Source organism: Catenovulum adriaticum (assembly GCF_026725475.1).
Classification (GTDB): Bacteria; Pseudomonadota; Gammaproteobacteria; order Enterobacterales; family Alteromonadaceae; genus Catenovulum; species Catenovulum adriaticum.
This window is the reverse complement of sequence record NZ_CP109965.1, coordinates 812,933-837,064: the sequence shown is the minus strand read 5'-3', so window position 1 is coordinate 837,064 and position 24,132 is coordinate 812,933. Positions and strand designations below refer to the sequence as shown.

Annotated in this window: 9 protein-coding genes, 2 tRNA genes and 6 rRNA genes; 3 read left to right on the top strand and 14 right to left on the bottom strand. The window is 42.0% G+C overall.

Translation table 11 applies throughout. The annotated features are described in order from the left end of the window. Positions 1–2: 2 nt before the first annotated feature. The gene (locus tag OLW01_RS03665; RefSeq protein WP_268075267.1) at positions 3–1,142 is read left to right on the top strand and encodes a patatin-like phospholipase family protein; all 1,140 of its coding nucleotides are present in this window, start codon (positions 3–5) and stop codon (positions 1,140–1,142) included. 248 nt (positions 1,143–1,390) lie between these two features. On the opposite strand, the gene OLW01_RS03660 is transcribed toward OLW01_RS03665, so the two are convergent. The 9 genes from OLW01_RS03660 to OLW01_RS03620 all read right to left on the bottom strand — a co-directional run bounded on the left by OLW01_RS03660 (position 1,391) and on the right by OLW01_RS03620 (position 13,049). Further along, the gene (locus OLW01_RS03660) at positions 1,391–2,116 is read right to left on the bottom strand and encodes an esterase/lipase family protein (protein ID WP_268075264.1); all 726 of its coding nucleotides are present in this window, start codon (positions 2,114–2,116) and stop codon (positions 1,391–1,393) included. A gap of 263 nt (positions 2,117–2,379) precedes the next feature. Beyond that, positions 2,380–2,494, bottom strand: a 5S ribosomal RNA gene (gene rrf, locus OLW01_RS03655). Between the two features lie 133 nt (positions 2,495–2,627). Further along, positions 2,628–5,509, bottom strand: a 23S ribosomal RNA gene (locus tag OLW01_RS03650). A 206-nt stretch (positions 5,510–5,715) separates the two neighbouring features. After that, positions 5,716–5,791 (bottom strand) — tRNA-Ala (locus OLW01_RS03645). Positions 5,792–5,993: 202 nt separating this feature from the next. Then, positions 5,994–6,070, bottom strand: a tRNA-Ile gene (locus OLW01_RS03640). A 191-nt stretch (positions 6,071–6,261) separates the two neighbouring features. Continuing rightward, positions 6,262–7,793, bottom strand: a 16S ribosomal RNA gene (locus tag OLW01_RS03635). Positions 7,794–8,119: 326 nt separating this feature from the next. Then, positions 8,120–8,234 (bottom strand): 5S ribosomal RNA (rrf, locus tag OLW01_RS03630). Between the two features lie 133 nt (positions 8,235–8,367). Continuing rightward, positions 8,368–11,249 (bottom strand): 23S ribosomal RNA (locus OLW01_RS03625). Positions 11,250–11,517: 268 nt separating this feature from the next. Beyond that, positions 11,518–13,049: ribosomal RNA gene (locus tag OLW01_RS03620) — 16S ribosomal RNA — on the bottom strand. The 16S, 23S and 5S rRNA genes sit together here with 2 tRNA genes alongside, the layout of an rRNA operon. 543 nt (positions 13,050–13,592) lie before the next feature. Here OLW01_RS03620 and OLW01_RS03615 point away from each other — a divergent pair. Continuing rightward, positions 13,593–15,338 carry a sensor histidine kinase gene (locus tag OLW01_RS03615; RefSeq protein ID WP_268075262.1) on the top strand — a complete coding sequence of 582 codons (1,746 nt, stop codon included), beginning with the start codon at positions 13,593–13,595 and terminating at the stop codon, positions 15,336–15,338. Between the two features lie 14 nt (positions 15,339–15,352). Here the strand turns inward: OLW01_RS03615 and OLW01_RS03610 are convergent, their stop codons facing one another. Next, complete coding sequence (locus OLW01_RS03610) at positions 15,353–15,910, bottom strand: response regulator transcription factor (protein WP_268075260.1); 558 nt, start codon at positions 15,908–15,910, stop codon at positions 15,353–15,355. 18 nt (positions 15,911–15,928) lie between these two features. Further along, on the bottom strand, positions 15,929–17,134 hold the full coding sequence (locus OLW01_RS03605) for a sensor histidine kinase (RefSeq protein ID WP_268075258.1): 1,206 nt from the start codon (positions 17,132–17,134) through the stop codon (positions 15,929–15,931). Between the two features lie 170 nt (positions 17,135–17,304). Here OLW01_RS03605 and sppA point away from each other — a divergent pair, with 170 nt between their 5' ends. Then, positions 17,305–19,164 (top strand): signal peptide peptidase SppA, encoded by a 1,860-nt coding sequence (gene sppA / locus OLW01_RS03600; protein WP_268075255.1) that lies wholly within the window; start codon positions 17,305–17,307, stop codon positions 19,162–19,164. Between the two features lie 145 nt (positions 19,165–19,309). On the opposite strand, the gene OLW01_RS03595 is transcribed toward sppA, so the two are convergent. From OLW01_RS03595 to OLW01_RS03585, 3 genes are read right to left on the bottom strand one after another with little or no spacing between them, the layout of a single operon-like run. Continuing rightward, a complete protein-coding gene (locus OLW01_RS03595) occupies positions 19,310–21,613 on the bottom strand; it encodes an efflux RND transporter permease subunit (RefSeq protein ID WP_268075254.1) in 2,304 nt (767 codons plus the stop codon). 12 nt (positions 21,614–21,625) lie between these two features. Beyond that, positions 21,626–22,645 (bottom strand): beta propeller repeat protein, encoded by a 1,020-nt coding sequence (locus OLW01_RS03590; RefSeq protein ID WP_268075253.1) that lies wholly within the window; start codon positions 22,643–22,645, stop codon positions 21,626–21,628. A 23-nt stretch (positions 22,646–22,668) separates the two neighbouring features. Continuing rightward, positions 22,669–24,048 (bottom strand): DUF1329 domain-containing protein, encoded by a 1,380-nt coding sequence (locus tag OLW01_RS03585; protein WP_268075252.1) that lies wholly within the window; start codon positions 24,046–24,048, stop codon positions 22,669–22,671. Positions 24,049–24,132: the final 84 nt, after the last annotated feature.

Here is a 24,132-nt window from a genome sequence, read left to right as displayed (position 1 = left end):
AAATGACAGATAAAAATAAATTTGGACTTTTATTATTAGGCGGCGGCGCGCGTGCAGCTTATCAGGTAGGTGTTTTAAAGGCACTTGCGCAAACGTTACCGCGTAGCCACGGCCTCCCCTTTCCTATTTTATCTGGCACCTCTGCAGGCGCAATTAACGCGACTGCATTATCCTGTTACGCATCTTGTTACCATTTAGGTGTTAAAAAATTAGAGTGGGTTTGGAAAAACTTTCATACCGATATGGTTTACCAAAGCAACTTTAAAACGTTATACCGAAACTTACTCAAAAACTTTTCGCCTATTAGAGACGAAAACATTTCTATTAAAAACGAGAGTTGGTTTGACAACGCACCTTTAAAATCTTTATTAGAGGAATTACTCGATTTAAATCGCATTCAAATTAATATTGAACGGCAATATTTAAAAGCAATATCGGTGACCGCTTCATCTTACCATTCGGGTGATTCTGTTTGTCTTTACCAATCGGGTGATGAGATCCAGCCCTGGGTGAGAGCAAAACGTCGTGGAATACATAGCGCCATAAAAATTGAACACTTGATGGCTTCGTCTGCTATCCCAATGATTTTCCCATCCGTTGAACTTCATAGTGAATTTTTTGGTGACGGCTCTATAAACCAACTTGCCCCGCTTAGTGCGCCCATTCATCTTGGAGCAGAGAAGATTTTCATTATTGGTATGGATCAACCTAAAAATCGTTTTTTCTACCATGAAGACAAAGCTATCCCACCGACGGGAGGTGCCATAGTGGGTCATTTGTTAGATACTATTTTTAGTGATGTATTAACCAGTGACATAGAACGCATGGAGCGTATTAATCAGACACTTAACTTTATAAAACCGGAATACCAAAATTTATCGGGGCTTAAAAACATTCAAACTTTGCAAATTAACCCAAGTAAAAGTTTTAGTGAAATAGCTGCAAAGCATTATGAAAGTATGCCATTCTCAATTCGGGCATTACTTCGTATTCTCGGCATTAATTCTAATACGGCTCATAAATCTAGTTTAATTAGTTATTTATTATTTGAACAAAATTATTGCCGAGAGCTCATTGAATTAGGGTGGTCTGATGGTTTAGCCAGAATAGATGAAATTAAAACGTTTTTAGAAATCGGCTAAGTTCATAGTTGTAACCAAAAAACATAAAAAATTGATATCTATTAACTCAAATGCTTTATTAATCATTTCTCTTTCTAAACATGATAAACCACATTAAGCCTTCAAATAGTAACCCCATTAGGATAGCAATAAAAAAACCTTTAACATTACCAATAGCATAACAAATTATCGCTAGAGCGAATAAAATTAAAACTTTAAGCCACCTCATTCCAACCTCCAAAACCAAACGTGCTTTAATTGAGTTTAGCTCATTTAAAGCATAAATTATTTTGAGCTGATGAATGAGCAAAGTGACCTGTTTTCAGATAAGAAATAACTTGCCGTTCCACTACATCATTCATCATCATAAAAGTATGAGTTACAGGTAATTTAATAAAACTACACATTCCATCTATTTTTGTGCTTTCAACAGTCACTTTACCATCATCTTGATTCGGTAGAATTGTCGACAAGATCCAATTAATGGTTTTAGTCCCTGCGATAATACCTAATTCAAAATCAACAGCCCCAAGCTGATTCACTAAACTTTGCTGACCTGTTCCCAATTGTTGGCCAGCAGGACCATTTATCCACTCAAAAATTTCTAAATCTCTAAGTTCATCTACCACCTCACTTCCTTTGTTAGGTGGGCCTAACATAACGACACGCCCAAGATTATCAATTTGTTTTTTGTCTAAAAAATACCTAACTAAGATACCGCCCATCGAATGCGTGACAAAATTAATATTTTGAGCGCCCTGTTGGCGGCATTTATAAATACCTTCGTTGATCGCAAGATCTGCTAAAAATTCAACTTTTGCTTTACGAGATGGGTAGTCAATATTGGCAACTGTATAATCAGACTGTTCTAAGCTATCTTCTAATTGTTGCATAGAATCAGCGCCTCTTGCTAAACCATGCAATAAAATCACACAGTCTTTTGCTATAACAGAAGTACTGATACATAACAAAATTAGCAATATAATTCTTTTCATCGTTTTTCTACAATTAATTCTTTTTACATTTATAACATTCCAAAACTCAATTTAGCAAATAGTTTTAAAATTTTAGAAGAGGCTTAAGCTTTAAATAGTGATAGGAGGTAAATATTAGGTCAACCAACAAAAAAGCCCGACTCTTTCGAATCGGGCTGAATCTTGGGATGCTTTCACATCAAATTTTTATGTACAGGATGTACGGTATGTCTAAACTGCATAAATGCGTTGTTTAGACCTTATCCTAAAGGATAAAATAAAGAGCCTGGCAGTGTGCTACTCTCACATGGGAACTCCCACACTACCATCGCCGCTATTGTGTTTCACTTCTGAGTTCGAAATGGAATCAGGTGGTGCCACAATGCTTTGGCCGCCAGGCATAAGTCGGTCTGTTAATTCACTTTTCAGTCAATTAACCAATCAGGACAATACATAATAAAGAGTCAATCAAGTTTGTTTATTCATTCGCGCAGTCACACTTCACGTCATGTTAATAAACATTCGGCGTTGTATGGTTAAGCCTCACGGGTCATTAGTATTGGTTAGCTCAATGCCTCACAGCACTTACACACCCAACCTATCAACCTTGTAGTCTACAAGGGCCCTACTGGAGCTTATAGCTCAGTGAGAACTCATCTTGGGGCTCGCTTCCCGCTTAGATGCTTTCAGCGGTTATCGATTCCGAACTTAGCTACCGGGCAATGCTCTTGGCAGAACAACCCGAACACCAGTGGTTCGTCCACTCCGGTCCTCTCGTACTAGGAGAAGCCCCCCTCAATTCTCAAACGCCCACGGCAGATAGGGACCGAACTGTCTCACGACGTTCTAAACCCAGCTCGCGTACCACTTTAAATGGCGAACAGCCATACCCTTGGGACCGACTTCAGCCCCAGGATGTGATGAGCCGACATCGAGGTGCCAAACACCGCCGTCGATATGAACTCTTGGGCGGTATCAGCCTGTTATCCCCGGAGTACCTTTTATCCGTTGAGCGATGGCCCTTCCATTCAGAACCACCGGATCACTATGACCTACTTTCGTATCTGCTCGACGTGTCTGTCTCGCAGTTAAGCTGGCTTATGCCATTACACTAACCGTACGATGTCCGACCGTACTTAGCCAACCTTCGTGCTCCTCCGTTACGCTTTGGGAGGAGACCGCCCCAGTCAAACTACCCACCAGGCAATGTCCGCATTCCCGATTAGGGAACAACGTTAGAACATCAAACATACAAGGGTGGTATTTCAAGGTCGGCTCCACACCATCTAGCGACGATGCTTCAAAGCCTCCCACCTATCCTACACATGTAGGTTCAATGTTCACTGCCAAGCTGTAGTAAAGGTTCACGGGGTCTTTCCGTCTAGCCGCGGGTACACAGCATCTTCACTGCGATTTCAATTTCACTGAGTCTCGGGTGGAGACAGCGTGGCCATGATTACACCATTCGTGCAGGTCGGAACTTACCCGACAAGGAATTTCGCTACCTTAGGACCGTTATAGTTACGGCCGCCGTTTACCGGGGCTTCGATCAAGAGCTTCGACCTAAGTCTAACCCCATCAATTAACCTTCCGGCACCGGGCAGGTGTCATACCGTATACGTCATCTCTCGATTTAGCACAGTACTGTGTTTTTAATAAACAGTTCCAGCCACCTGGTTACTTCGACCACCTCTCGCTCCAGGCGTAAAGCCCTTCACAATAACGTGGCGTACCTTCTCCCGAAGTTACGGTACTATTTTGCCTAGTTCCTTCACCCGAGTTCTCTCAAGCGCCTTAGTATTCTCTACCTGACCACCTGTGTCGGTTTGGGGTACGGTTCTTAATGACCTGAAGCTTAGAAGATTTTCCTGGAAGTATGGCATCAACTACTTCACCCCCTTGGGGGCTCGTCTCGTGTCTCAGTCTTAAGGAAATCCGGATTTACCTAAATCTCCAACCTACACACTTTCACATGGACTACCAACGCCATGCTAGTTTAGCCTGCTCCGTCTCTCCGTCGCAGTCATTAAAAGTACGGGAATATTAACCCGTTTCCCATCGATTACGGCTTTCGCCCTCACCTTAGGGGCCGACTTACCCTGCCCTGATTAGCATGGGACAGGAAACCTTGGTCTTTCGGCGAGGGGGTTTTTCACCCCCTTTATCGTTACTCATGTCAGCATTCGCACTTCTGATATGTCCAGCATGCCTTACAGCTTTGCCTTCAACCACTTACAGAACGCTCCCCTACCACTTGAACCTAAGTTCAAATCCGCAGCTTCGGTTGCTTATTTAGCCCCGTTACATCTTCCGCGCAGGCCGACTCGACTAGTGAGCTATTACGCTTTCTTTAAAGGGTGGCTGCTTCTAAGCCAACCTCCTAGCTGTCTAAGCCTTCCCACATCGTTTCCCACTTAATAAGCATTGGGGACCTTAGCTGGCGGTCTGGGTTGTTGCCCTCTTCACGATGGACGTTAGCACCCACCGTGTGTCTCCCGGATATTACTCTCAGGTATTCGGAGTTTGCAAAGGGTTGGTAAGTCGGGATGACCCCCTAGCCTTAACAGTGCTCTACCCCCTGAGGTATTCGTCCGAGGCGCTACCTAAATAGCTTTCGGGGAGAACCAGCTATCTCCCGGCTTGATTAGCCTTTCACTCCGATCCACAGGTCATCCCCTAACTTTTCAACGTTAGTGGGTTCGGTCCTCCAATTGATGTTACTCAATCTTCAACCTGCCCATGGATAGATCGCCGGGTTTCGGGTCTATACCTAGCAACTCTACGCGCAGTTAACACTCGCTTTCGCTACGGCTCCCCTATTCGGTTAACCTTGCTACTAAATATAAGTCGCTGACCCATTATACAAAAGGTACGCAGTCACAGAACAAGTCTGCTCCCACTGCTTGTACGTACACGGTTTCAGGTTCTATTTCACTCCCCTCACAGGGGTTCTTTTCGCCTTTCCCTCACGGTACTGGTTCACTATCGGTCAATTGGGAGTATTTAGCCTTGGAGGATGGTCCCCCCGTCTTCAGTCAAGATATCACGTGTCCCGACCTACTTAATGCGTGAATGATAAATCTTCATATACAGGGCTATCACCTTCTATGGCTGCACTTTCCAGTGCATTCTACTAATTTATCATTCATCGGCTGTTCCCCGTTCGCTCGCCGCTACTTGGGGAATCTCGGTTGATTTCTGTTCCTCGGGGTACTTAGATGTTTCAGTTCTCCCGGTTTGCCTCTTACACCTATGTATTCAGTGCAAGATACTCTAAAAAGAGTGGGTTGCCCCATTCGGAAATCTATAACTTAAGCGTCTTTTATCGACTCGTCATAGCTTATCGCAGATTAACACGTCCTTCATCGCCTCCAATTGCCTAGGCATCCACCGTGCACGCTTAGTCACTTAACCATACAACCCGAATGTTTATCCAGATTGTACGTAGGACTGCTTGCTACTTTGAATACTAATTCAACTTGATTGAATTCGTTTTTCTTTATTACTTCTTGTCCAGATTGTTAAAGAGCGTGGTTAAAAAAACCAAACAAAATAATTAGCGTTAACTATTTTGTTTGGTTTCTGTGTACCTGACTTCGTTTTATATAATAATGCAAAAGTGGTGGAGCTAAGCAGGATCGAACTGCTGACCTCCTGCGTGCAAGGCAGGCGCTCTCCCAGCTGAGCTATAGCCCCATTTTTGCAGTCTTTTTTCGTAAATGTAATTCACTTTAATTCAAGGCATTTTAATGCGAACGTTTAGCCTGCTAAACGAGTATTAAAATAACGCAGAAGTAATGTGAATTTGGTAGGTCTGGGCAGACTTGAAATAACCAAGCCGACTCACCGCTAATATCAAGAGCGGGGTGCGCTCTAACTTATCAACGTCCTACGTTATTGGTAGGTCTGGGCAGACTTGAACTGCCGACCTCACCCTTATCAGGGGTGCGCTCTAACCAGCTGAGCTACAGACCTATACTTAATCTTTCACTTCAACTTGTCGGCAAACCGACCTCACCGCTTTACAAGGGATTGGGGTGCTAACTAGCTGAGCTACAGACCTATCTTATGACTTTCATCATTCGGTCTGTTGACCTTACGAAGTCTTTCTTTCAGTAACCAGTTATTTATCTGTGTGAACACTGTGCATGTTTAATGAATTTTTGTAAGGAGGTGATCCAGCCCCAGGTTCCCCTAGGGCTACCTTGTTACGACTTCACCCCAGTCATGAACCACAAAGTGGTAAGCGCCCAATGTTAAGCTACCTACTTCTTTTGCAGCCCACTCCCATGGTGTGACGGGCGGTGTGTACAAGGCCCGGGAACGTATTCACCGCAGCATTCTGATCTGCGATTACTAGCGATTCCGACTTCATGGAGTCGAGTTGCAGACTCCAATCCGGACTACGAACAGCTTTAAGGGATTCGCACACTATCGCTAGTTAGCTGCCCTCTGTACTGTCCATTGTAGCACGTGTGTAGCCCATCCCGTAAGGGCCATGATGACTTGACGTCGTCCCCACCTTCCTCCGGTTTATCACCGGCAGTCTCCTTAGAGTTCCCGACCGAATCGCTGGTAACTAAGGATAAGGGTTGCGCTCGTTGCGGGACTTAACCCAACATTTCACAACACGAGCTGACGACAGCCATGCAGCACCTGTCTCACGATTCCCGAAGGCACACTAAAATCTCTTCTAGCTCTCGTGGATGTCAAGGGATGGTAAGGTTCTTCGCGTTGCATCGAATTAAACCACATGCTCCACCGCTTGTGCGGGCCCCCGTCAATTCATTTGAGTTTTAGCCTTGCGGCCGTACTCCCCAGGCGGTCTACTTATCGCGTTAGCTTCGCTACTCACGGATTAAATCCACAAACAGCAAGTAGACATCGTTTACGGCGTGGACTACCAGGGTATCTAATCCTGTTCGCTACCCACGCTTTCGCACCTCAGTGTCAGTAATGGGCCAGGGGGCCGCCTTCGCCACCGGTATTCCTTCAGATCTCTACGCATTTCACCGCTACACCTGAAATTCTACCCCCCTCTCCCTTACTCTAGCATGACAGTTCTGAATGCACGGCCGAGGTTGAGCCCCGGTTTTTCACACCCAGCTTATCACGCCACCTACGTGCGCTTTACGCCCAGTAATTCCGATTAACGCTTGCACCCTCCGTATTACCGCGGCTGCTGGCACGGAGTTAGCCGGTGCTTCTTCTGTCAGTAACGTCACAGTAAGTTGGTATTAACAACTTACCTTTCCTCCTGACTGAAAGTGCTTTACAACCCGAAAGCCTTCTTCACACACGCGGCATGGCTGCATCAGGGTTTCCCCCATTGTGCAATATTCCCCACTGCTGCCTCCCGTAGGAGTCTGGGCCGTGTCTCAGTCCCAGTGTGGCTGATCATCCTCTCAAACCAGCTAGAGATCGTCGCCTTGGTAGGCCATTACCCCACCAACTAGCTAATCTCACTTGGGTTCATCTCGTCGCAGGAGCCATAAAGGCCCCCTTTAACCCGTAGGTATTATGCGGTATTAGCCATCGTTTCCAATGGTTATCCCCCACAACGAGGCAGATACCCAAGCATTACTCACCCGTCCGCCGCTCGACGCCTGAGAGCAAGCTCTCATCGTTTCCGCTCGACTTGCATGTGTTAGGCCTGCCGCCAGCGTTCAATCTGAGCCATGATCAAACTCTTCAAAAAAGTTTTTAAATCTTGCTCAATTAACTCAAAATCACATTTTCATGTGAGCCTGAATAAATTGATAAATTGTTCATTCATCAAATCTATGCCAGTGCTCACACAGATAAATAAGGTTACCTAATTTTTAAAGAACAGTCGTTAAAGCAGCAATCTGCTGTAACGAGGCGCGTATAATACGCTTATATTTCAATAAGTCAACAACTTATTTTAAATAGTTATCTATTTAAAATAACCTGTCAAAAAAGTTATTTATGTACAGGATGTACTGCATGTCTAAACTGCATAAATGCGTTGTTTAGACCTTATCCTAAAGGATAAAATAAAGAGCCTGGCAGTGTGCTACTCTCACATGGGAACTCCCACACTACCATCGCCGCTATTGTGTTTCACTTCTGAGTTCGAAATGGAATCAGGTGGTGCCACAATGCTTTGGCCGCCAGGCATAAGTCGGTTTGTTAATTCACTTTTCAGTCAATTAACCAATCAGGACAATACATAATAAAGAGTCAATCAAGTTTGTTTATTCATTCGCGCAGTCACACTTCACGTCATGTTAATAAACATTCGGCGTTGTATGGTTAAGCCTCACGGGTCATTAGTATTGGTTAGCTCAATGCCTCACAGCACTTACACACCCAACCTATCAACCTTGTAGTCTACAAGGGCCCTACTGGAGCTTATAGCTCAGTGAGAACTCATCTTGGGGCTCGCTTCCCGCTTAGATGCTTTCAGCGGTTATCGATTCCGAACTTAGCTACCGGGCAATGCTCTTGGCAGAACAACCCGAACACCAGTGGTTCGTCCACTCCGGTCCTCTCGTACTAGGAGAAGCCCCCCTCAATTCTCAAACGCCCACGGCAGATAGGGACCGAACTGTCTCACGACGTTCTAAACCCAGCTCGCGTACCACTTTAAATGGCGAACAGCCATACCCTTGGGACCGACTTCAGCCCCAGGATGTGATGAGCCGACATCGAGGTGCCAAACACCGCCGTCGATATGAACTCTTGGGCGGTATCAGCCTGTTATCCCCGGAGTACCTTTTATCCGTTGAGCGATGGCCCTTCCATTCAGAACCACCGGATCACTATGACCTACTTTCGTATCTGCTCGACGTGTCTGTCTCGCAGTTAAGCTGGCTTATGCCATTACACTAACCGTACGATGTCCGACCGTACTTAGCCAACCTTCGTGCTCCTCCGTTACGCTTTGGGAGGAGACCGCCCCAGTCAAACTACCCACCAGGCAATGTCCGCATTCCCGATTAGGGAACAACGTTAGAACATCAAACATACAAGGGTGGTATTTCAAGGTCGGCTCCACACCATCTAGCGACGATGCTTCAAAGCCTCCCACCTATCCTACACATGTAGGTTCAATGTTCACTGCCAAGCTGTAGTAAAGGTTCACGGGGTCTTTCCGTCTAGCCGCGGGTACACAGCATCTTCACTGCGATTTCAATTTCACTGAGTCTCGGGTGGAGACAGCGTGGCCATGATTACACCATTCGTGCAGGTCGGAACTTACCCGACAAGGAATTTCGCTACCTTAGGACCGTTATAGTTACGGCCGCCGTTTACCGGGGCTTCGATCAAGAGCTTCGACCTAAGTCTAACCCCATCAATTAACCTTCCGGCACCGGGCAGGTGTCATACCGTATACGTCATCTCTCGATTTAGCACAGTACTGTGTTTTTAATAAACAGTTCCAGCCACCTGGTTACTTCGACCACCTCTCGCTCCAGGCGTAAAGCCCTTCACAATAACGTGGCGTACCTTCTCCCGAAGTTACGGTACTATTTTGCCTAGTTCCTTCACCCGAGTTCTCTCAAGCGCCTTAGTATTCTCTACCTGACCACCTGTGTCGGTTTGGGGTACGGTTCTTAATGACCTGAAGCTTAGAAGATTTTCCTGGAAGTATGGCATCAACTACTTCACCCCCTTGGGGGCTCGTCTCGTGTCTCAGTCTTAAGGAAATCCGGATTTACCTAAATCTCCAACCTACACACTTTCACATGGACTACCAACGCCATGCTAGTTTAGCCTGCTCCGTCTCTCCGTCGCAGTCATTAAAAGTACGGGAATATTAACCCGTTTCCCATCGATTACGGCTTTCGCCCTCACCTTAGGGGCCGACTTACCCTGCCCTGATTAGCATGGGACAGGAAACCTTGGTCTTTCGGCGAGGGGGTTTTTCACCCCCTTTATCGTTACTCATGTCAGCATTCGCACTTCTGATATGTCCAGCATGCCTTACAGCTTTGCCTTCAACCACTTACAGAACGCTCCCCTACCACTTGAACCTAAGTTCAAATCCGCAGCTTCGGTTGCTTATTTAGCCCCGTTACATCTTCCGCGCAGGCCGACTCGACTAGTGAGCTATTACGCTTTCTTTAAAGGGTGGCTGCTTCTAAGCCAACCTCCTAGCTGTCTAAGCCTTCCCACATCGTTTCCCACTTAATAAGCATTGGGGACCTTAGCTGGCGGTCTGGGTTGTTGCCCTCTTCACGATGGACGTTAGCACCCACCGTGTGTCTCCCGGATATTACTCTCAGGTATTCGGAGTTTGCAAAGGGTTGGTAAGTCGGGATGACCCCCTAGCCTTAACAGTGCTCTACCCCCTGAGGTATTCGTCCGAGGCGCTACCTAAATAGCTTTCGGGGAGAACCAGCTATCTCCCGGCTTGATTAGCCTTTCACTCCGATCCACAGGTCATCCCCTAACTTTTCAACGTTAGTGGGTTCGGTCCTCCAATTGATGTTACTCAATCTTCAACCTGCCCATGGATAGATCGCCGGGTTTCGGGTCTATACCTAGCAACTCTACGCGCAGTTAACACTCGCTTTCGCTACGGCTCCCCTATTCGGTTAACCTTGCTACTAAATATAAGTCGCTGACCCATTATACAAAAGGTACGCAGTCACAGAACAAGTCTGCTCCCACTGCTTGTACGTACACGGTTTCAGGTTCTATTTCACTCCCCTCACAGGGGTTCTTTTCGCCTTTCCCTCACGGTACTGGTTCACTATCGGTCAATTGGGAGTATTTAGCCTTGGAGGATGGTCCCCCCGTCTTCAGTCAAGATATCACGTGTCCCGACCTACTTAATGCGTGAATGATAAATCTTCATATACAGGGCTATCACCTTCTATGGCTGCACTTTCCAGTGCATTCTACTAATTTATCATTCATCGGCTGTTCCCCGTTCGCTCGCCGCTACTTGGGGAATCTCGGTTGATTTCTGTTCCTCGGGGTACTTAGATGTTTCAGTTCTCCCGGTTTGCCTCTTACACCTATGTATTCAGTGCAAGATACTCTAAAAAGAGTGGGTTGCCCCATTCGGAAATCTATAACTTAAGCGTCTTTTATCGACTCGTCATAGCTTATCGCAGATTAACACGTCCTTCATCGCCTCCAATTGCCTAGGCATCCACCGTGCACGCTTAGTCACTTAACCATACAACCCGAATGTTTATCCAGATTGTACGTAGGACTGCTTGCTACTTTGAATACTAATTCAACTTGATTGAATTCGTTTTTCTTTATTACTTCTTGTCCAGATTGTTAAAGAGCGTTGGATGTTAACGTTGCCGTTAAAAAAACCAAACTGAAGCATTGATGCAGTTTATTGCACCCCAACACTTGGGTTTGGTTTTTGCTTGCCTTTAAATTTGATAACCGTTTATTTATCTGTGTGAACACTGTGCACGTTTAATGAATTTTTGTAAGGAGGTGATCCAGCCCCAGGTTCCCCTAGGGCTACCTTGTTACGACTTCACCCCAGTCATGAACCACAAAGTGGTAAGCGCCCAATGTTAAGCTACCTACTTCTTTTGCAGCCCACTCCCATGGTGTGACGGGCGGTGTGTACAAGGCCCGGGAACGTATTCACCGCAGCATTCTGATCTGCGATTACTAGCGATTCCGACTTCATGGAGTCGAGTTGCAGACTCCAATCCGGACTACGAACAGCTTTAAGGGATTCGCACACTATCGCTAGTTAGCTGCCCTCTGTACTGTCCATTGTAGCACGTGTGTAGCCCATCCCGTAAGGGCCATGATGACTTGACGTCGTCCCCACCTTCCTCCGGTTTATCACCGGCAGTCTCCTTAGAGTTCCCGACCGAATCGCTGGTAACTAAGGATAAGGGTTGCGCTCGTTGCGGGACTTAACCCAACATTTCACAACACGAGCTGACGACAGCCATGCAGCACCTGTCTCACGATTCCCGAAGGCACACTAAAATCTCTTCTAGCTCTCGTGGATGTCAAGGGATGGTAAGGTTCTTCGCGTTGCATCGAATTAAACCACATGCTCCACCGCTTGTGCGGGCCCCCGTCAATTCATTTGAGTTTTAGCCTTGCGGCCGTACTCCCCAGGCGGTCTACTTATCGCGTTAGCTTCGCTACTCACGGATTAAATCCACAAACAGCAAGTAGACATCGTTTACGGCGTGGACTACCAGGGTATCTAATCCTGTTCGCTACCCACGCTTTCGCACCTCAGTGTCAGTAATGGGCCAGGGGGCCGCCTTCGCCACCGGTATTCCTTCAGATCTCTACGCATTTCACCGCTACACCTGAAATTCTACCCCCCTCTCCCTTACTCTAGCATGACAGTTCTGAATGCACGGCCGAGGTTGAGCCCCGGTTTTTCACACCCAGCTTATCACGCCACCTACGTGCGCTTTACGCCCAGTAATTCCGATTAACGCTTGCACCCTCCGTATTACCGCGGCTGCTGGCACGGAGTTAGCCGGTGCTTCTTCTGTCAGTAACGTCACAGTAAGTTGGTATTAACAACTTACCTTTCCTCCTGACTGAAAGTGCTTTACAACCCGAAAGCCTTCTTCACACACGCGGCATGGCTGCATCAGGGTTTCCCCCATTGTGCAATATTCCCCACTGCTGCCTCCCGTAGGAGTCTGGGCCGTGTCTCAGTCCCAGTGTGGCTGATCATCCTCTCAAACCAGCTAGAGATCGTCGCCTTGGTAGGCCATTACCCCACCAACTAGCTAATCTCACTTGGGTTCATCTCGTCGCAGGAGCCATAAAGGCCCCCTTTAACCCGTAGGTATTATGCGGTATTAGCCATCGTTTCCAATGGTTATCCCCCACAACGAGGCAGATACCCAAGCATTACTCACCCGTCCGCCGCTCGACGCCTGAGAGCAAGCTCTCATCGTTTCCGCTCGACTTGCATGTGTTAGGCCTGCCGCCAGCGTTCAATCTGAGCCATGATCAAACTCTTCAAAAAAGTTTTTAAATCTTGCTCAATTAACTCAAAATCACATTTTCATGTGAGCCTGAATAAATTGATAAATTGTTCATTCATCAAATCTATGCCAGTGCTCACACAGATAAATAAGGTTACCTAATTTTTAAAGAACGTTGCGGATATTCCGCTGCTTCTTACCGAAGCGAGGCCGCGCATTCTACGCTGTCCTCTTTTGTTGTCAAGCCTTTATTTTTCGTTATTGATATTTAACGTTAAACAGGCCTTTTCAACGGTTTGAACTCTATTGAGCTGCGCATTCACTCGCTGATGTTTATCTGCGTGTTGCTGCGTTGTTGGGGGCGCATTATAGGGACTAATTAAACCCCGTCAACGCTTTTTTTGAATTTATTTGAAATTAAAGTTTGTTTGCTTAATTAACACTCAATATGCTTATTTAACCTTCATATTAAATACAATTTCCGTTAAATAGAGCAATAAAGAAAGCAAAGAACAAAAATCATGGGCAATATATATAAGTAAAACTATATTTATTGAATCTAGTTTATTTATTATCGTGAATTTATGAAAGCGATTAGCCTCTCTCGAAAACTACTGACTCAAGTTTTAACTATATATATCGCTTTAACTGTCATTATTACGGCAGTACAAATTATTAGTGAGTACTATATAACTAAAGAACACATACAGGATGAGCTCGTTGTATTGCAAAAAACGGTCAGTAGCAGTTTAACTCGCTCGATTTGGGAATTGAATTCACAGCAGTCATTAACTATTACCCAAGGACTGCTTGCTATGCCTGTTATAGAAGGCATTGTCCTTAGAGATGAAAACGGCAATATAATTACCAAATTGGGGAAGTATGTTGAACCCCGTGTATCAAACGTGAATTATGACGAAGCTCAACTCTTAACGACTAAAGATGCAAGAGGCTTATTTGGCTACCTTTCTGTTTTAGTGTTTGAGTTTTCAGGTAAGCCCGTTTTAGTTGGAGATATTAGTCTATTTTCATCTAGGCAAGTTATTTTCGATAGGATTAGCGTTCCAGTAACATTTTTATTATTTAAAGCTTTCTTTATTACGATTTGTTTATTTTTAATTATATTATTTACATTTAAGCGCTTATTGCGTCAGCCTTTGTATGAGTTCACAGAACAAATTGAAAATTTTGATATTGAACGATTAGAAGCATCCAAATTATCAATCGACATGCAAGAGCAAAATGAGCTCACCATTTTACAACAAGCCTACAACAAGTTAATTGACCAATTACACATTTACAGTGAATGTTTGGATGCAGCAAATAAAAATTTACTTGATGCCAATACCAAGCTAGATGAACAAAATTTATTATTAGAACACCAAGTAGCTAAAAAGACATCTAATCTAAGCAGAGTTTTATTAAATATAGAAAATCAAAAAAAAGAGCTAGAAGAAAGCAGAAACGAATTAGCCATTGGTATTGAAACCCGTAAACAAGCTGAGCATGCGCTATTGGTTAAACAGTCTGAACTTGAAGCCTATGTTCAGCAATTAAAAGCGGCGCAAAAACAATTATTAGAAACCGAAAAAATGTCTACCCTTGGTGGATTGGTTGCAGGCATCACCCATGATGTAAATACACCAATTGGAATAAGCATTACTGCGGCCAGTTTTTTGTCTGAGCAAGTCACTGTAATCAACCAAAATTACATAGATAAAACACTAACGTCTAACTCTTTAGGCCGATTTTTGCAAGATTCAACAGAAAGCATTAATTTAATTGATGCTAATTTAAAAAGAGCCTCTGAACTCATAAATAGCTTCAAGCAAATAGCAGTTGATCAGGCAAGTGATGCAAAACGAGATATTGAGATTGGAAGTTATGTTCAAGAAGTCATAAACTCGTTAAAACCCAAACTCAAAAAAACTCACCAAAAAATTCAATTTCACTGCGATGCTAAGATAAAGATGTCCTGCCCTGCGGGTGCTATCTCACAAATATTAACAAATTTAATCATGAACTCCATCATTCATGGATTTGAAGGCTCTACGGGTGGAAGAATAGATATTAGAATTACAGATTTAAATCATGATTTAATTCAGCTTGATTACCTAGATAATGGTAAAGGCATGGATACTGCTGCACTAGCAAAGTTATTTGCTCCTTTTTACACAACAAAGCAAAATCAAGGTGGTAGTGGTTTGGGCACTCATATCGTTTACAATTTAGTCACTCAAACACTAAAAGGAGATATAAAAGTCAACAGTGAAATCGGCAAAGGATTGGAATATGTAATTACGCTTCCTAAAGTAACAAACGTTGATTAATTTACGTGACTTTATTAACTTGGAGCCCGCTTATATAACTTACGCTGAAGTGTTCTGCGATGCATATTCAATACTCTTGCTGTTTGTGAAATATTACCCTGATTGCTTTTTAAGACCGCTTGAATATGCTCCCACTCTAATTGAGACGCTGACATAGGTTTTAAAGTGGGGTTTTGCTCGCTAATGCTAGTCTGTTCAGACTTCGACGAATTTTCTGCTATTAACAATTTAATTTTATCATATAAAGTTTGAAAACTAACTGGCTTAGTTAAATAATCATCCGCCCCCGCTTTTATCGCATTCACACAAGTAGCAATACTGCCATAACCAGTTAACATTAAAATAATCGCATTAGGATAAGCAGAACGTAATGGAGGAATGGCCGCTAGGCTCGAACTTGAACCTAAATTCAAATCTAAAATAATAAGTTGAGGACAAAACATATCTAACGTATCTAGCAAACTAGCAGTATCGTGAAAAATATTAGCCGTACAATCCATGCGCTGAAATTGTCGTTGCAACGTCTGGGCAAACACTTGATCATCATCTAGCAGAACGACTTCATAACTCATTTAAACTCAACCTATCTTTTATCCAATGGTATTACTAAGTAATGGTAAATTAATAATGGTTAGTGCGCCGCGTTCATTGTTAACCAAAACAATTTCCCCTTGGCTGCGCTCTATTGCTGCGTTTGCTAAAATAAGCCCAATTCCCATTCCAGATGCTTTTTCTGATGTAGACTTTAAACCTAAATTCGCCATACGTTGTAAATCAAAGCCGTCTCCATAATCTTGAATTTGAATAATAAGTTTATCTTGTTCGACTTTTGATGACAGCTCAATTTGGTTGGACTGGCGAGCTAAACTGGAATCAGCCGCATTATCTAATAAATTAGAGATCGCCATTTCTAAGTTTAAGTCGGTCATAATTTCAACATTATCTAAACTCAGTTCAAATTGCGTGTTTAATTCGATTTCATTACGTCGATTCCACCAAAATTGAGTAATCTTTTCAACAAACTGTTTTGCCTGGCACCGGTTGGGCGTATTTAACTTAGCTTGCTTAGCTATATTTTTAACGATTGTCTGGCAAAACGACACCTGTTCTGATAATTGGTGTTGTAAATCGGCAGGTATTTCAGACTCTTTATTAAATAATGAAAGTTCGTCAATTAGCATACCCAACGTCGACAAGGGCGTTGAAAGCTGGTGAGCAGTATTAGCAGAATAAGTAGCTACCGCTAAAATTTGCTCATCTCTCATTTGTTGCTCTTTTAATTCCGAGATTTCATGGCTTTGACGAATTAACCTTGAGCGCTGTGCAGACATAAACCAAGTCATAGCTACTGCTGATAATACAAAAGTAAACCACATACCTTGTAAATGGGCTCCCATCATATGATGGTGTGTACCTGAAGTCACTTGCCAAATTAACCCACTATAAAAAGCGATGGCAAGCATTGATATAAGCCAAGCATGTCGCCATTTTAATAACAAAGAAGCGGATACTATGGGAATATATAAAATAGAAATAGCTCCATTCATTGCACTACCATGCAAATAAAGCAAAATGCTAAACCCAATTAAATCGACAAAATGAGAAAGCAATAAGCTAAATGATGTATTTTTTATCGTCAAATAAGCATGGCTAAGACAGTAAAGCCCCACTACCAAATAACTTTCAAAAGCGGTTATCGAAAATACCCAAAATACCAATAAACACGAAAAACTAAAGATGAGCCGAACTAAAGTCAACGCATGATACTTTTTAATTTGCTTCCAATTTAACTGCAAAATAAGCAACCTTAATAAACCCATTAAAATGAATTGCAGTATATCGTATGCAAAAAAATCAGTCCTCTATTTAAACAATCGCTTAATTTAGATCTCTCTTGGCAAAAAACTACCACTTTAAAATTACACACGTTAACATATAAAAAAATTTACCAACCGACTGGATTATTATGTCAACAAAAAATGGTGTTTCTAGATTATTTTCAGCACTTTGGGGGAGTATTAACTTTACTCGAAAGCTATTATTAAATTTACTTTTTTTTGGTGTTATTGCCGTTATCATTGTGGTTATCAGCACAGATAAGCAAACATTCACCGTGCCGGATAAAACAGCTCTGCTTTTAGATTTATCCGGCAATATTGTAGAGCAAAAGCAAACGGTTAACCCTATCGATAATATTATGATGCAAGCTTCTGGTTCCCCGAATCAGCCTGCTGAAACGTTATTATCTGATGTTTTAAATACCCTAGATGCTGCAAAAACAGACAGCCGCATTAAAGCCATCGTATTAGACCTAAAAAATATGACAGGTGCAGGTTTAAATAAACTTGAAGCTATTGGTGACAAGCTTAATCAGTTTAAAGCAACCGGCAAACCCGTTTATGCCATTGGTGATTATTATACTAAATCACAATATTTTTTAGCCAGTTACGCCGATGAAATAATCCTGCATCCAATGGGCTTTGTGCTATTAGATGGATTTAGTAATTACCAACTATATTACAAATCTGCACTAGAAAAGCTAAAAGTATCAACTCATATTTTTAGAGTTGGCACCTATAAATCATTCGTTGAACCTTATATTCGAGACGATATGAGTGAAGCCGCCAAAACCGCAAGTAAAGACTGGTTATCACGACTTTGGCATATTTATAAAACGGATGTTGCTAAACGCCGAGATATCGACATTAATAATTTTGACGAAGAGTTAGACGTATTTCGTAATAAATTTGAAGAGTCTAACTATGATTTCGCGCAATATGCTCTCAATAATCATTGGGTCGATAGCTTAAAAAACCGTGAAGAAGTAGAACAAACCATTGCCAATATTGTCGGTTGGAAAGATAACAAGCGCAGCTACAATAAAGTTAATTTTGAACAATACTTAAGCGTTATAAAAAAACCAAAAATTAACTTAGGCTCACAATCGCAAGTTGCCATTATTGTAGCCGCAGGCAATATATATGATGGAAAACAACTTCCCGGCTCAATCGGTGGCGATAGTACCGCAAAGCTATTGGAAAAAGCACGTTTAAACGATCAGGTTAAAGCTGTCGTTTTACGGATAGATAGCCCAGGTGGCAGCGCTTTTGCTAGTGAAATCATTCGCCGTGAAATAGATTTATTACAAGCAGCAAATAAACCTGTCATAGCGTCAATGAGTTCAACAGCCGCATCGGGTGGCTACTGGATAGCAAGCAGTGCCGATGAAATTTGGGCTCACCCGGCAACTATTACTGGTTCAATTGGAGTATTTGGTATGTTTATGACATTCGAAAATACACTTGATTACTTAGGTGTTCATACTGATGGTGTTAAAACAACAGAATGGCCGCCATTAACGCCAACTATTTCTTTAGATGAAAAAGTGGGCGATATACTGCAAAAAAGTACTGAAAGAGCTTATCAAAGGTTTTTACAACTGGTATCTGAACATAGGAATATGACAATTGAAGATGCAAACAAAATAGCTCAAGGCCGAGTATGGACAGGTGAGCAAGCGCTTGAGTTAGGTTTGGTAGATAAGTTGGGCAATCTAGCTCAGGCAGTGAAATCTGCTGCCGAACACGCAGGGCTTGATGGGGATTACTCAACATTAACCATAGAGCAGGATCTAACGCCTCAGCAACAATTAGTAAAAGAGATATTTGGTCAAGCGAGTAGCTGGTTAGGTCATGAGCAAACGACACAAATTAATACCCAGCTACAAAAACAAATCAATCAAGTAATTGCTGAATACCACACATTAAATAAATGGAATGATCCTAAAGGACATTACGCTTGGTGTGTACCTTGTAAGATCGAATAAGTAGTCATTCTATCTTTAATAATAAAAAGCCGAATTAATATTTTTATTTATTAATTCGGCTTTTTATTAACCTGTTAAATCAATTCAAGCCAATACAATACCAACTTTAATCGCCAGCCGTTTTGCATCATATAACGTCATATAACTATCGTTTCCACCAAAATAAACGGCATAACGCAGGTAAAATAATTACCGCGGCAAGCATATTAACGATAAACATAAAGGTTAGTAAAATGCCCATGTCTACCTGAAATTTAAGTGCAGATAATAACCAAGTGCTTACCCCTATCGCCAATGTTAACCCTGTAAAAATAACCGCACTGCCTCGTTCTTTTAAAGCTTCGAAATAAGCTTGGTTTAACGACATACCTTGTTTTAACTTAGCACTCATAGTTGATAAAATATAAATGCCATAATCAACCCCTATACCAACCCCCAACGCAATCACGGGCAGCGTATAAACCGTTAAACCAATTTGCAGATAAGTCATTAAAGCTTGCGCTAATGTAGAAACAATAAACAAAGGCAATACCACAGCAATCGTTGCACGCAGCGATTTAAAACTTAATAAACATAAAATGAAAACAGCGCTATAAACATAAAGCATCATAGGTAATTGAGCCGCTTTTACTGCTTCGTTAGTTGCCGCCATCACTCCTGCTGGACCTGACGCTAAACTAAATTTCAAATTATCTAACTGGTAGTGTTCTCGCTCTTGTTTAACCGTTTCTATCACTTGTGCAATTGTCTGTGCTTTATGATCAGTCAAATACAAAACAATTTGCATGGCGCTACAATCCGTATTCAACAAACCCGTACTGGTTTCAACCCGCGAAACAGATTGGGCTAATGTGGCGCTATTTCTTGGTAAAACTTGCCACTTAAGATTACCTTCGTTATAACCTGCGGTAATTATTTTAGTCACACTGGTTAAACTAATGCTTGATTGCACAGCGGGTAACTGAGTTAACCGCCATTGAAAATCATCAATATTTTTCATCACCTGATAATCGGTACACGCATCTGGCTCAGTTTCTGCGATCACAGATAAAATATCCACACCCACACCAAATTTCTCAGTGATCAAAAATGTATCCTGATTATAACGTGCGTCTTCATGTAGTGCTGGCGCGCCTGCATGTAAATCACCAACCTTAAGTTGCTGAGATTGAACAAGTCCGAACATCAGCACAATAACGGCAAGCATAACAACGCTAATTGCTTTTTTATGATGTGTTAACTTTATTAAATAAGGCCAAAGTTTTGCGCTGCGACTTTTGTTTACTTTCATTAAATATTGTGGTGAAAATTTAATATAAGAAACAAGTACGGGCAACAGTAATAAGTTGGTTAAAATAATAACACCAACGCCAATAGAAGCCGCTATTGCTAATTCTTGAATCACGCCAATATCAATACTTAATATAGTAATAAAGCCGATGCAATCTGATAACAGGGCAACAAACCCAGCTAAAAATAACGTATTAAAACTTAGCTTTGCAGCATCCAGTGTTGATAAGCCTGTAGCCACATTTTTTCCAATAGCGTTAATCATCTGAACACCGTGGCTCACACCTATCGCAAAAATTAAAAAAGGCAACAAGATTGACATAGGATCTAAACCAAACCCAAGTAAGGAAAGAATGCCAAGTTTCCACACCATAGCAATCACAGAGCAGCAAACGGGAAATAGCATCAATCTAAATGAATGACAAAAGAAATAAACTAATAAAGCAGTAATTAAAATTGCAATGCCAAAAAACATCACGACTTCTTTTGCCCCCGAAGCGACATCCCCCACCATTTTAGCAAAACCGATAATATGGATACTATGTTGTTGAGTTTGGTATTTTCCTCTAATTTCTTGTTCAAGTTGTTTTGCAAAGCCAATCGTATCAATTGGCTGCTCTGTGGAAGGATCAAAATCTAGTAGCAAAGCTGTCACCATAGCACAACTATAATCATTAGAGACTAAGCGACCTACCTGACCAGATTTTTCAACATTGCGCTTAACTATCTGCAAACCTTGCTTATCGTTTACAAAATTAGCAGGAATAACAGGACCACCTGTAAACCCTTGTTCAACAATTTCGGTAAAACGGATACTGGGGGAGAACAAAGATAAAACTTGAGAACGGTTGACCCCAGGAATAAAAAATAACTGATCATGAATTTTTTTTAGTTTATCAAAAAAGCCTGCGTTATAAATATTGCCGGACTCATCACAAAGTGAAATTAACACGCGGTTTGCACCGCCAAAATCATCCGCATATTGAAGGTAAGTTTGCATATAAGGATGCTTAAGCGGGATGTTTTTTGTAAACGCCGCATCTAATTTAATTTGACTTGCAGAGTAAGCAAAAATTAGAGTCAATACAGCAAAAATGCTGATCACCCATAAACGTTGACGAAAAATAAAGTTTTGCAGCAATAAGATGAATTTGCTCAAATGAAACCTCTGCTATTGAATGGGGGGTGACTCTGGTAATTCGATTTGCTCTAGCCCTTTATCTCCGACTAGCCATATTTTTTGATCAAAAATAGCAGCGCTGATAATCGCTTTGCTTTTTAATTGAGCAACTGGCTCTGCTTGCTGCATACCAACAGACCATTTCCAATACGTTTGACTATTGCCAAACAATCTCCAAGTTTGATCTGGCAATTTAATTGCAGTATTAATATTAACAGGTTCGGATACTTTGATAGATTGCCATTGCGTAGACTGATTTAGTGGTTGTTCAGAGTAAAAAATATGGCCTCGTAAACCCGAAACAATCACCTGTGATTGCGCCGAAACATCAAAAAATGATCCCACATAAATCTCATCTAATCGTTGCCAGCTTTTACCTTTGTCGTCACTAGTGGCAATTAGTCCAAATTCACCTACCATAATTAAACGATTTTGGTTCAATAATGTTATTTGGTTTAAGTGAGGTTGAAGGGCGGCAACTTCTTCTTTATAAAGTTCGTCAGATTCAGTTTTAACATCGGCCAAATATGTCTGGTCATCTAACAGTAAAATACTTGGGTGTACTTCTTTATTCCAGCTTTTTCCACCATCTAATGTACGGTAAAACAAACCATAAGCACCAATCGCAACACCATGATTTTCATCAAAAAATAAAATATCCATAAAAGGCGAGTCAGTATCTACTTTAAAATTGATTTGCCAAGTTTTACCTGCATCAGGGCTCATTAAAATCGTACCTTGATGTCCAACTGCCCACACTTTGTTATGGTGCGGAGCAGTCACCGACGTGAGTGTAATATCAGAAGGGGAAGCCACTAATTGCCAAGGTTGGGCTGATTTTTTACGTAAAATATGACCGCGCTCACCAACAGCAATTAAAGCCTGCTGATTGACTGAGGTAATATCTAAAAGCAAAGAGGATTTAACCAAGGCTAACTTTGCATCAGCCTTGGCTACTTGCATGACTAAATTAGCACACAAGATCAATATAAAACATTTAACTAATTTCATTTTTTATAAATCTTTATATTGATTTAACGTAAACCTTCACGTCGTAAGGCTTGAGGCGTAAAATCCCCTGTATCTAAATCGACACTAAAGTCATACATTTTTTCGTTATTATCTAATCCAAGTGCTAAGTAGCGTCGTGAATTTAAATCATGATAAACATCCAAAGTGCTCCATAAAGTCGGCACTTCATAATAGTTAATTACATACGTAAAATTAACTCGATACAAAGAATCTCGATTATCATAAGTATCTACGACAGAAATTTGCCAACTATCTTCGTCTATATAAAAAACACGTTTTTTATATATATGACGCATGCCTGACTTTAAATTTGCTTCAACAACCCAAACTCTATGCTTTTCATATCGAGTTAGCTCTGGATTAATATGGCCCGGCTTTAAAATATCATCATAATCAATACCTTCTTGATGAAGGGCATAATTATTATAGGGTATGTACAACTCTTGTTTACCAATAAGCTTCCAGTCATATCGGCCTGGCGAGCCATTATACATATCAAATTCATCTGTTGTTCTTAACCCATCAGAAGCAGTACCAGGTGCGTCAAAAGCAATATTGGGTGCTTTACGAACTCGACGCTGGCCTGTGTTATAAGTCCAAGCTTGTCTTGGTTGCTTAACTTGATTTAAGGTTTCATGAACTAATAATGCGGTGCCTTTTAAACGAGAAGGAGACGTCACTTTTTGCTTAAACATAGAGATAATGTTAGTTTGAGCTAAATTTTCTGGCGTTGCAGATTCTCTTGAATAATCAGTCATTACCTCTTCTTCAAAACCAATAAAGGTATAATCGCCCGATGCTGTTGGTGAAGCTTGGCCGCCCCACCTGGCAATATCGGTTCCCCGAAAACGCAAAATATGGTTCCAAATAGCTTCAAGGCCAGACTTAGGAATAGGAAAAGGAATCCCAGTGGCTGCACCTTTAACCCCTTCACCAGAATCGACTAATTCGGCAGTTAACGCGTTTGCTTTTGTTGCCTTATAAACATAATTCGGTTGAGATGCAGAGCGATGCGTTTGATAAATTGGCATTATAAAAGAGTCTGGATACGTATTAAATAACGCAATTTGACCCGGCGTTAATAGTTTTTCATATTGCTTATAATTTTGACTGGTAATTTCAAACAGTTTTTTATCGTCTGAATATGGATCTAGGTGATGATCCCCAACGCTATATTCAGCTGGCGGCTGAGTAATTCCGCCTTGCCAAGCCGGGATAGACCCATCGGCATTAGCTTTTTTTTCAGCCCCTAATGCAGTCAATGATTGACCTAGCTGCTGAGCTTCACTTTCGGTTACTTTTGCATGTGCAATTGTGCCAGACAATCCAAGCGCAACCATGCTTACCAATAAAGAAATTCGCGATTTTATCAATACACTCATAAATACAACCTTATAAATTTAATAATGAATATCCTTTTCATCTCACTAAAAACTAGTGCCTTCAATTAATTTAGCAATACTACT

Excerpts from the sequence above, each read along its gene's own strand:
- OLW01_RS03610 (WP_268075260.1), bottom strand. The coding sequence starts at position 15,910 with ATGAGTTATGAAGTCGTTCTGCTAGATGATGATCAAGTGTTTGCCCAG.
- OLW01_RS03665 (WP_268075267.1), top strand. The coding sequence starts at position 3 with ATGACAGATAAAAATAAATTTGGACTTTTATTATTAGGCGGCGGCGCG.
- sppA (WP_268075255.1), top strand. The coding sequence starts at position 17,305 with ATGTCAACAAAAAATGGTGTTTCTAGATTATTTTCAGCACTTTGGGGG.
- OLW01_RS03590 (WP_268075253.1), bottom strand. The coding sequence starts at position 22,645 with ATGAAATTAGTTAAATGTTTTATATTGATCTTGTGTGCTAATTTAGTC.
- OLW01_RS03615 (WP_268075262.1), top strand. The coding sequence starts at position 13,593 with ATGAAAGCGATTAGCCTCTCTCGAAAACTACTGACTCAAGTTTTAACT.
- OLW01_RS03660 (WP_268075264.1), bottom strand. The coding sequence starts at position 2,116 with ATGAAAAGAATTATATTGCTAATTTTGTTATGTATCAGTACTTCTGTT.
- OLW01_RS03585 (WP_268075252.1), bottom strand. The coding sequence starts at position 24,048 with ATGAGTGTATTGATAAAATCGCGAATTTCTTTATTGGTAAGCATGGTT.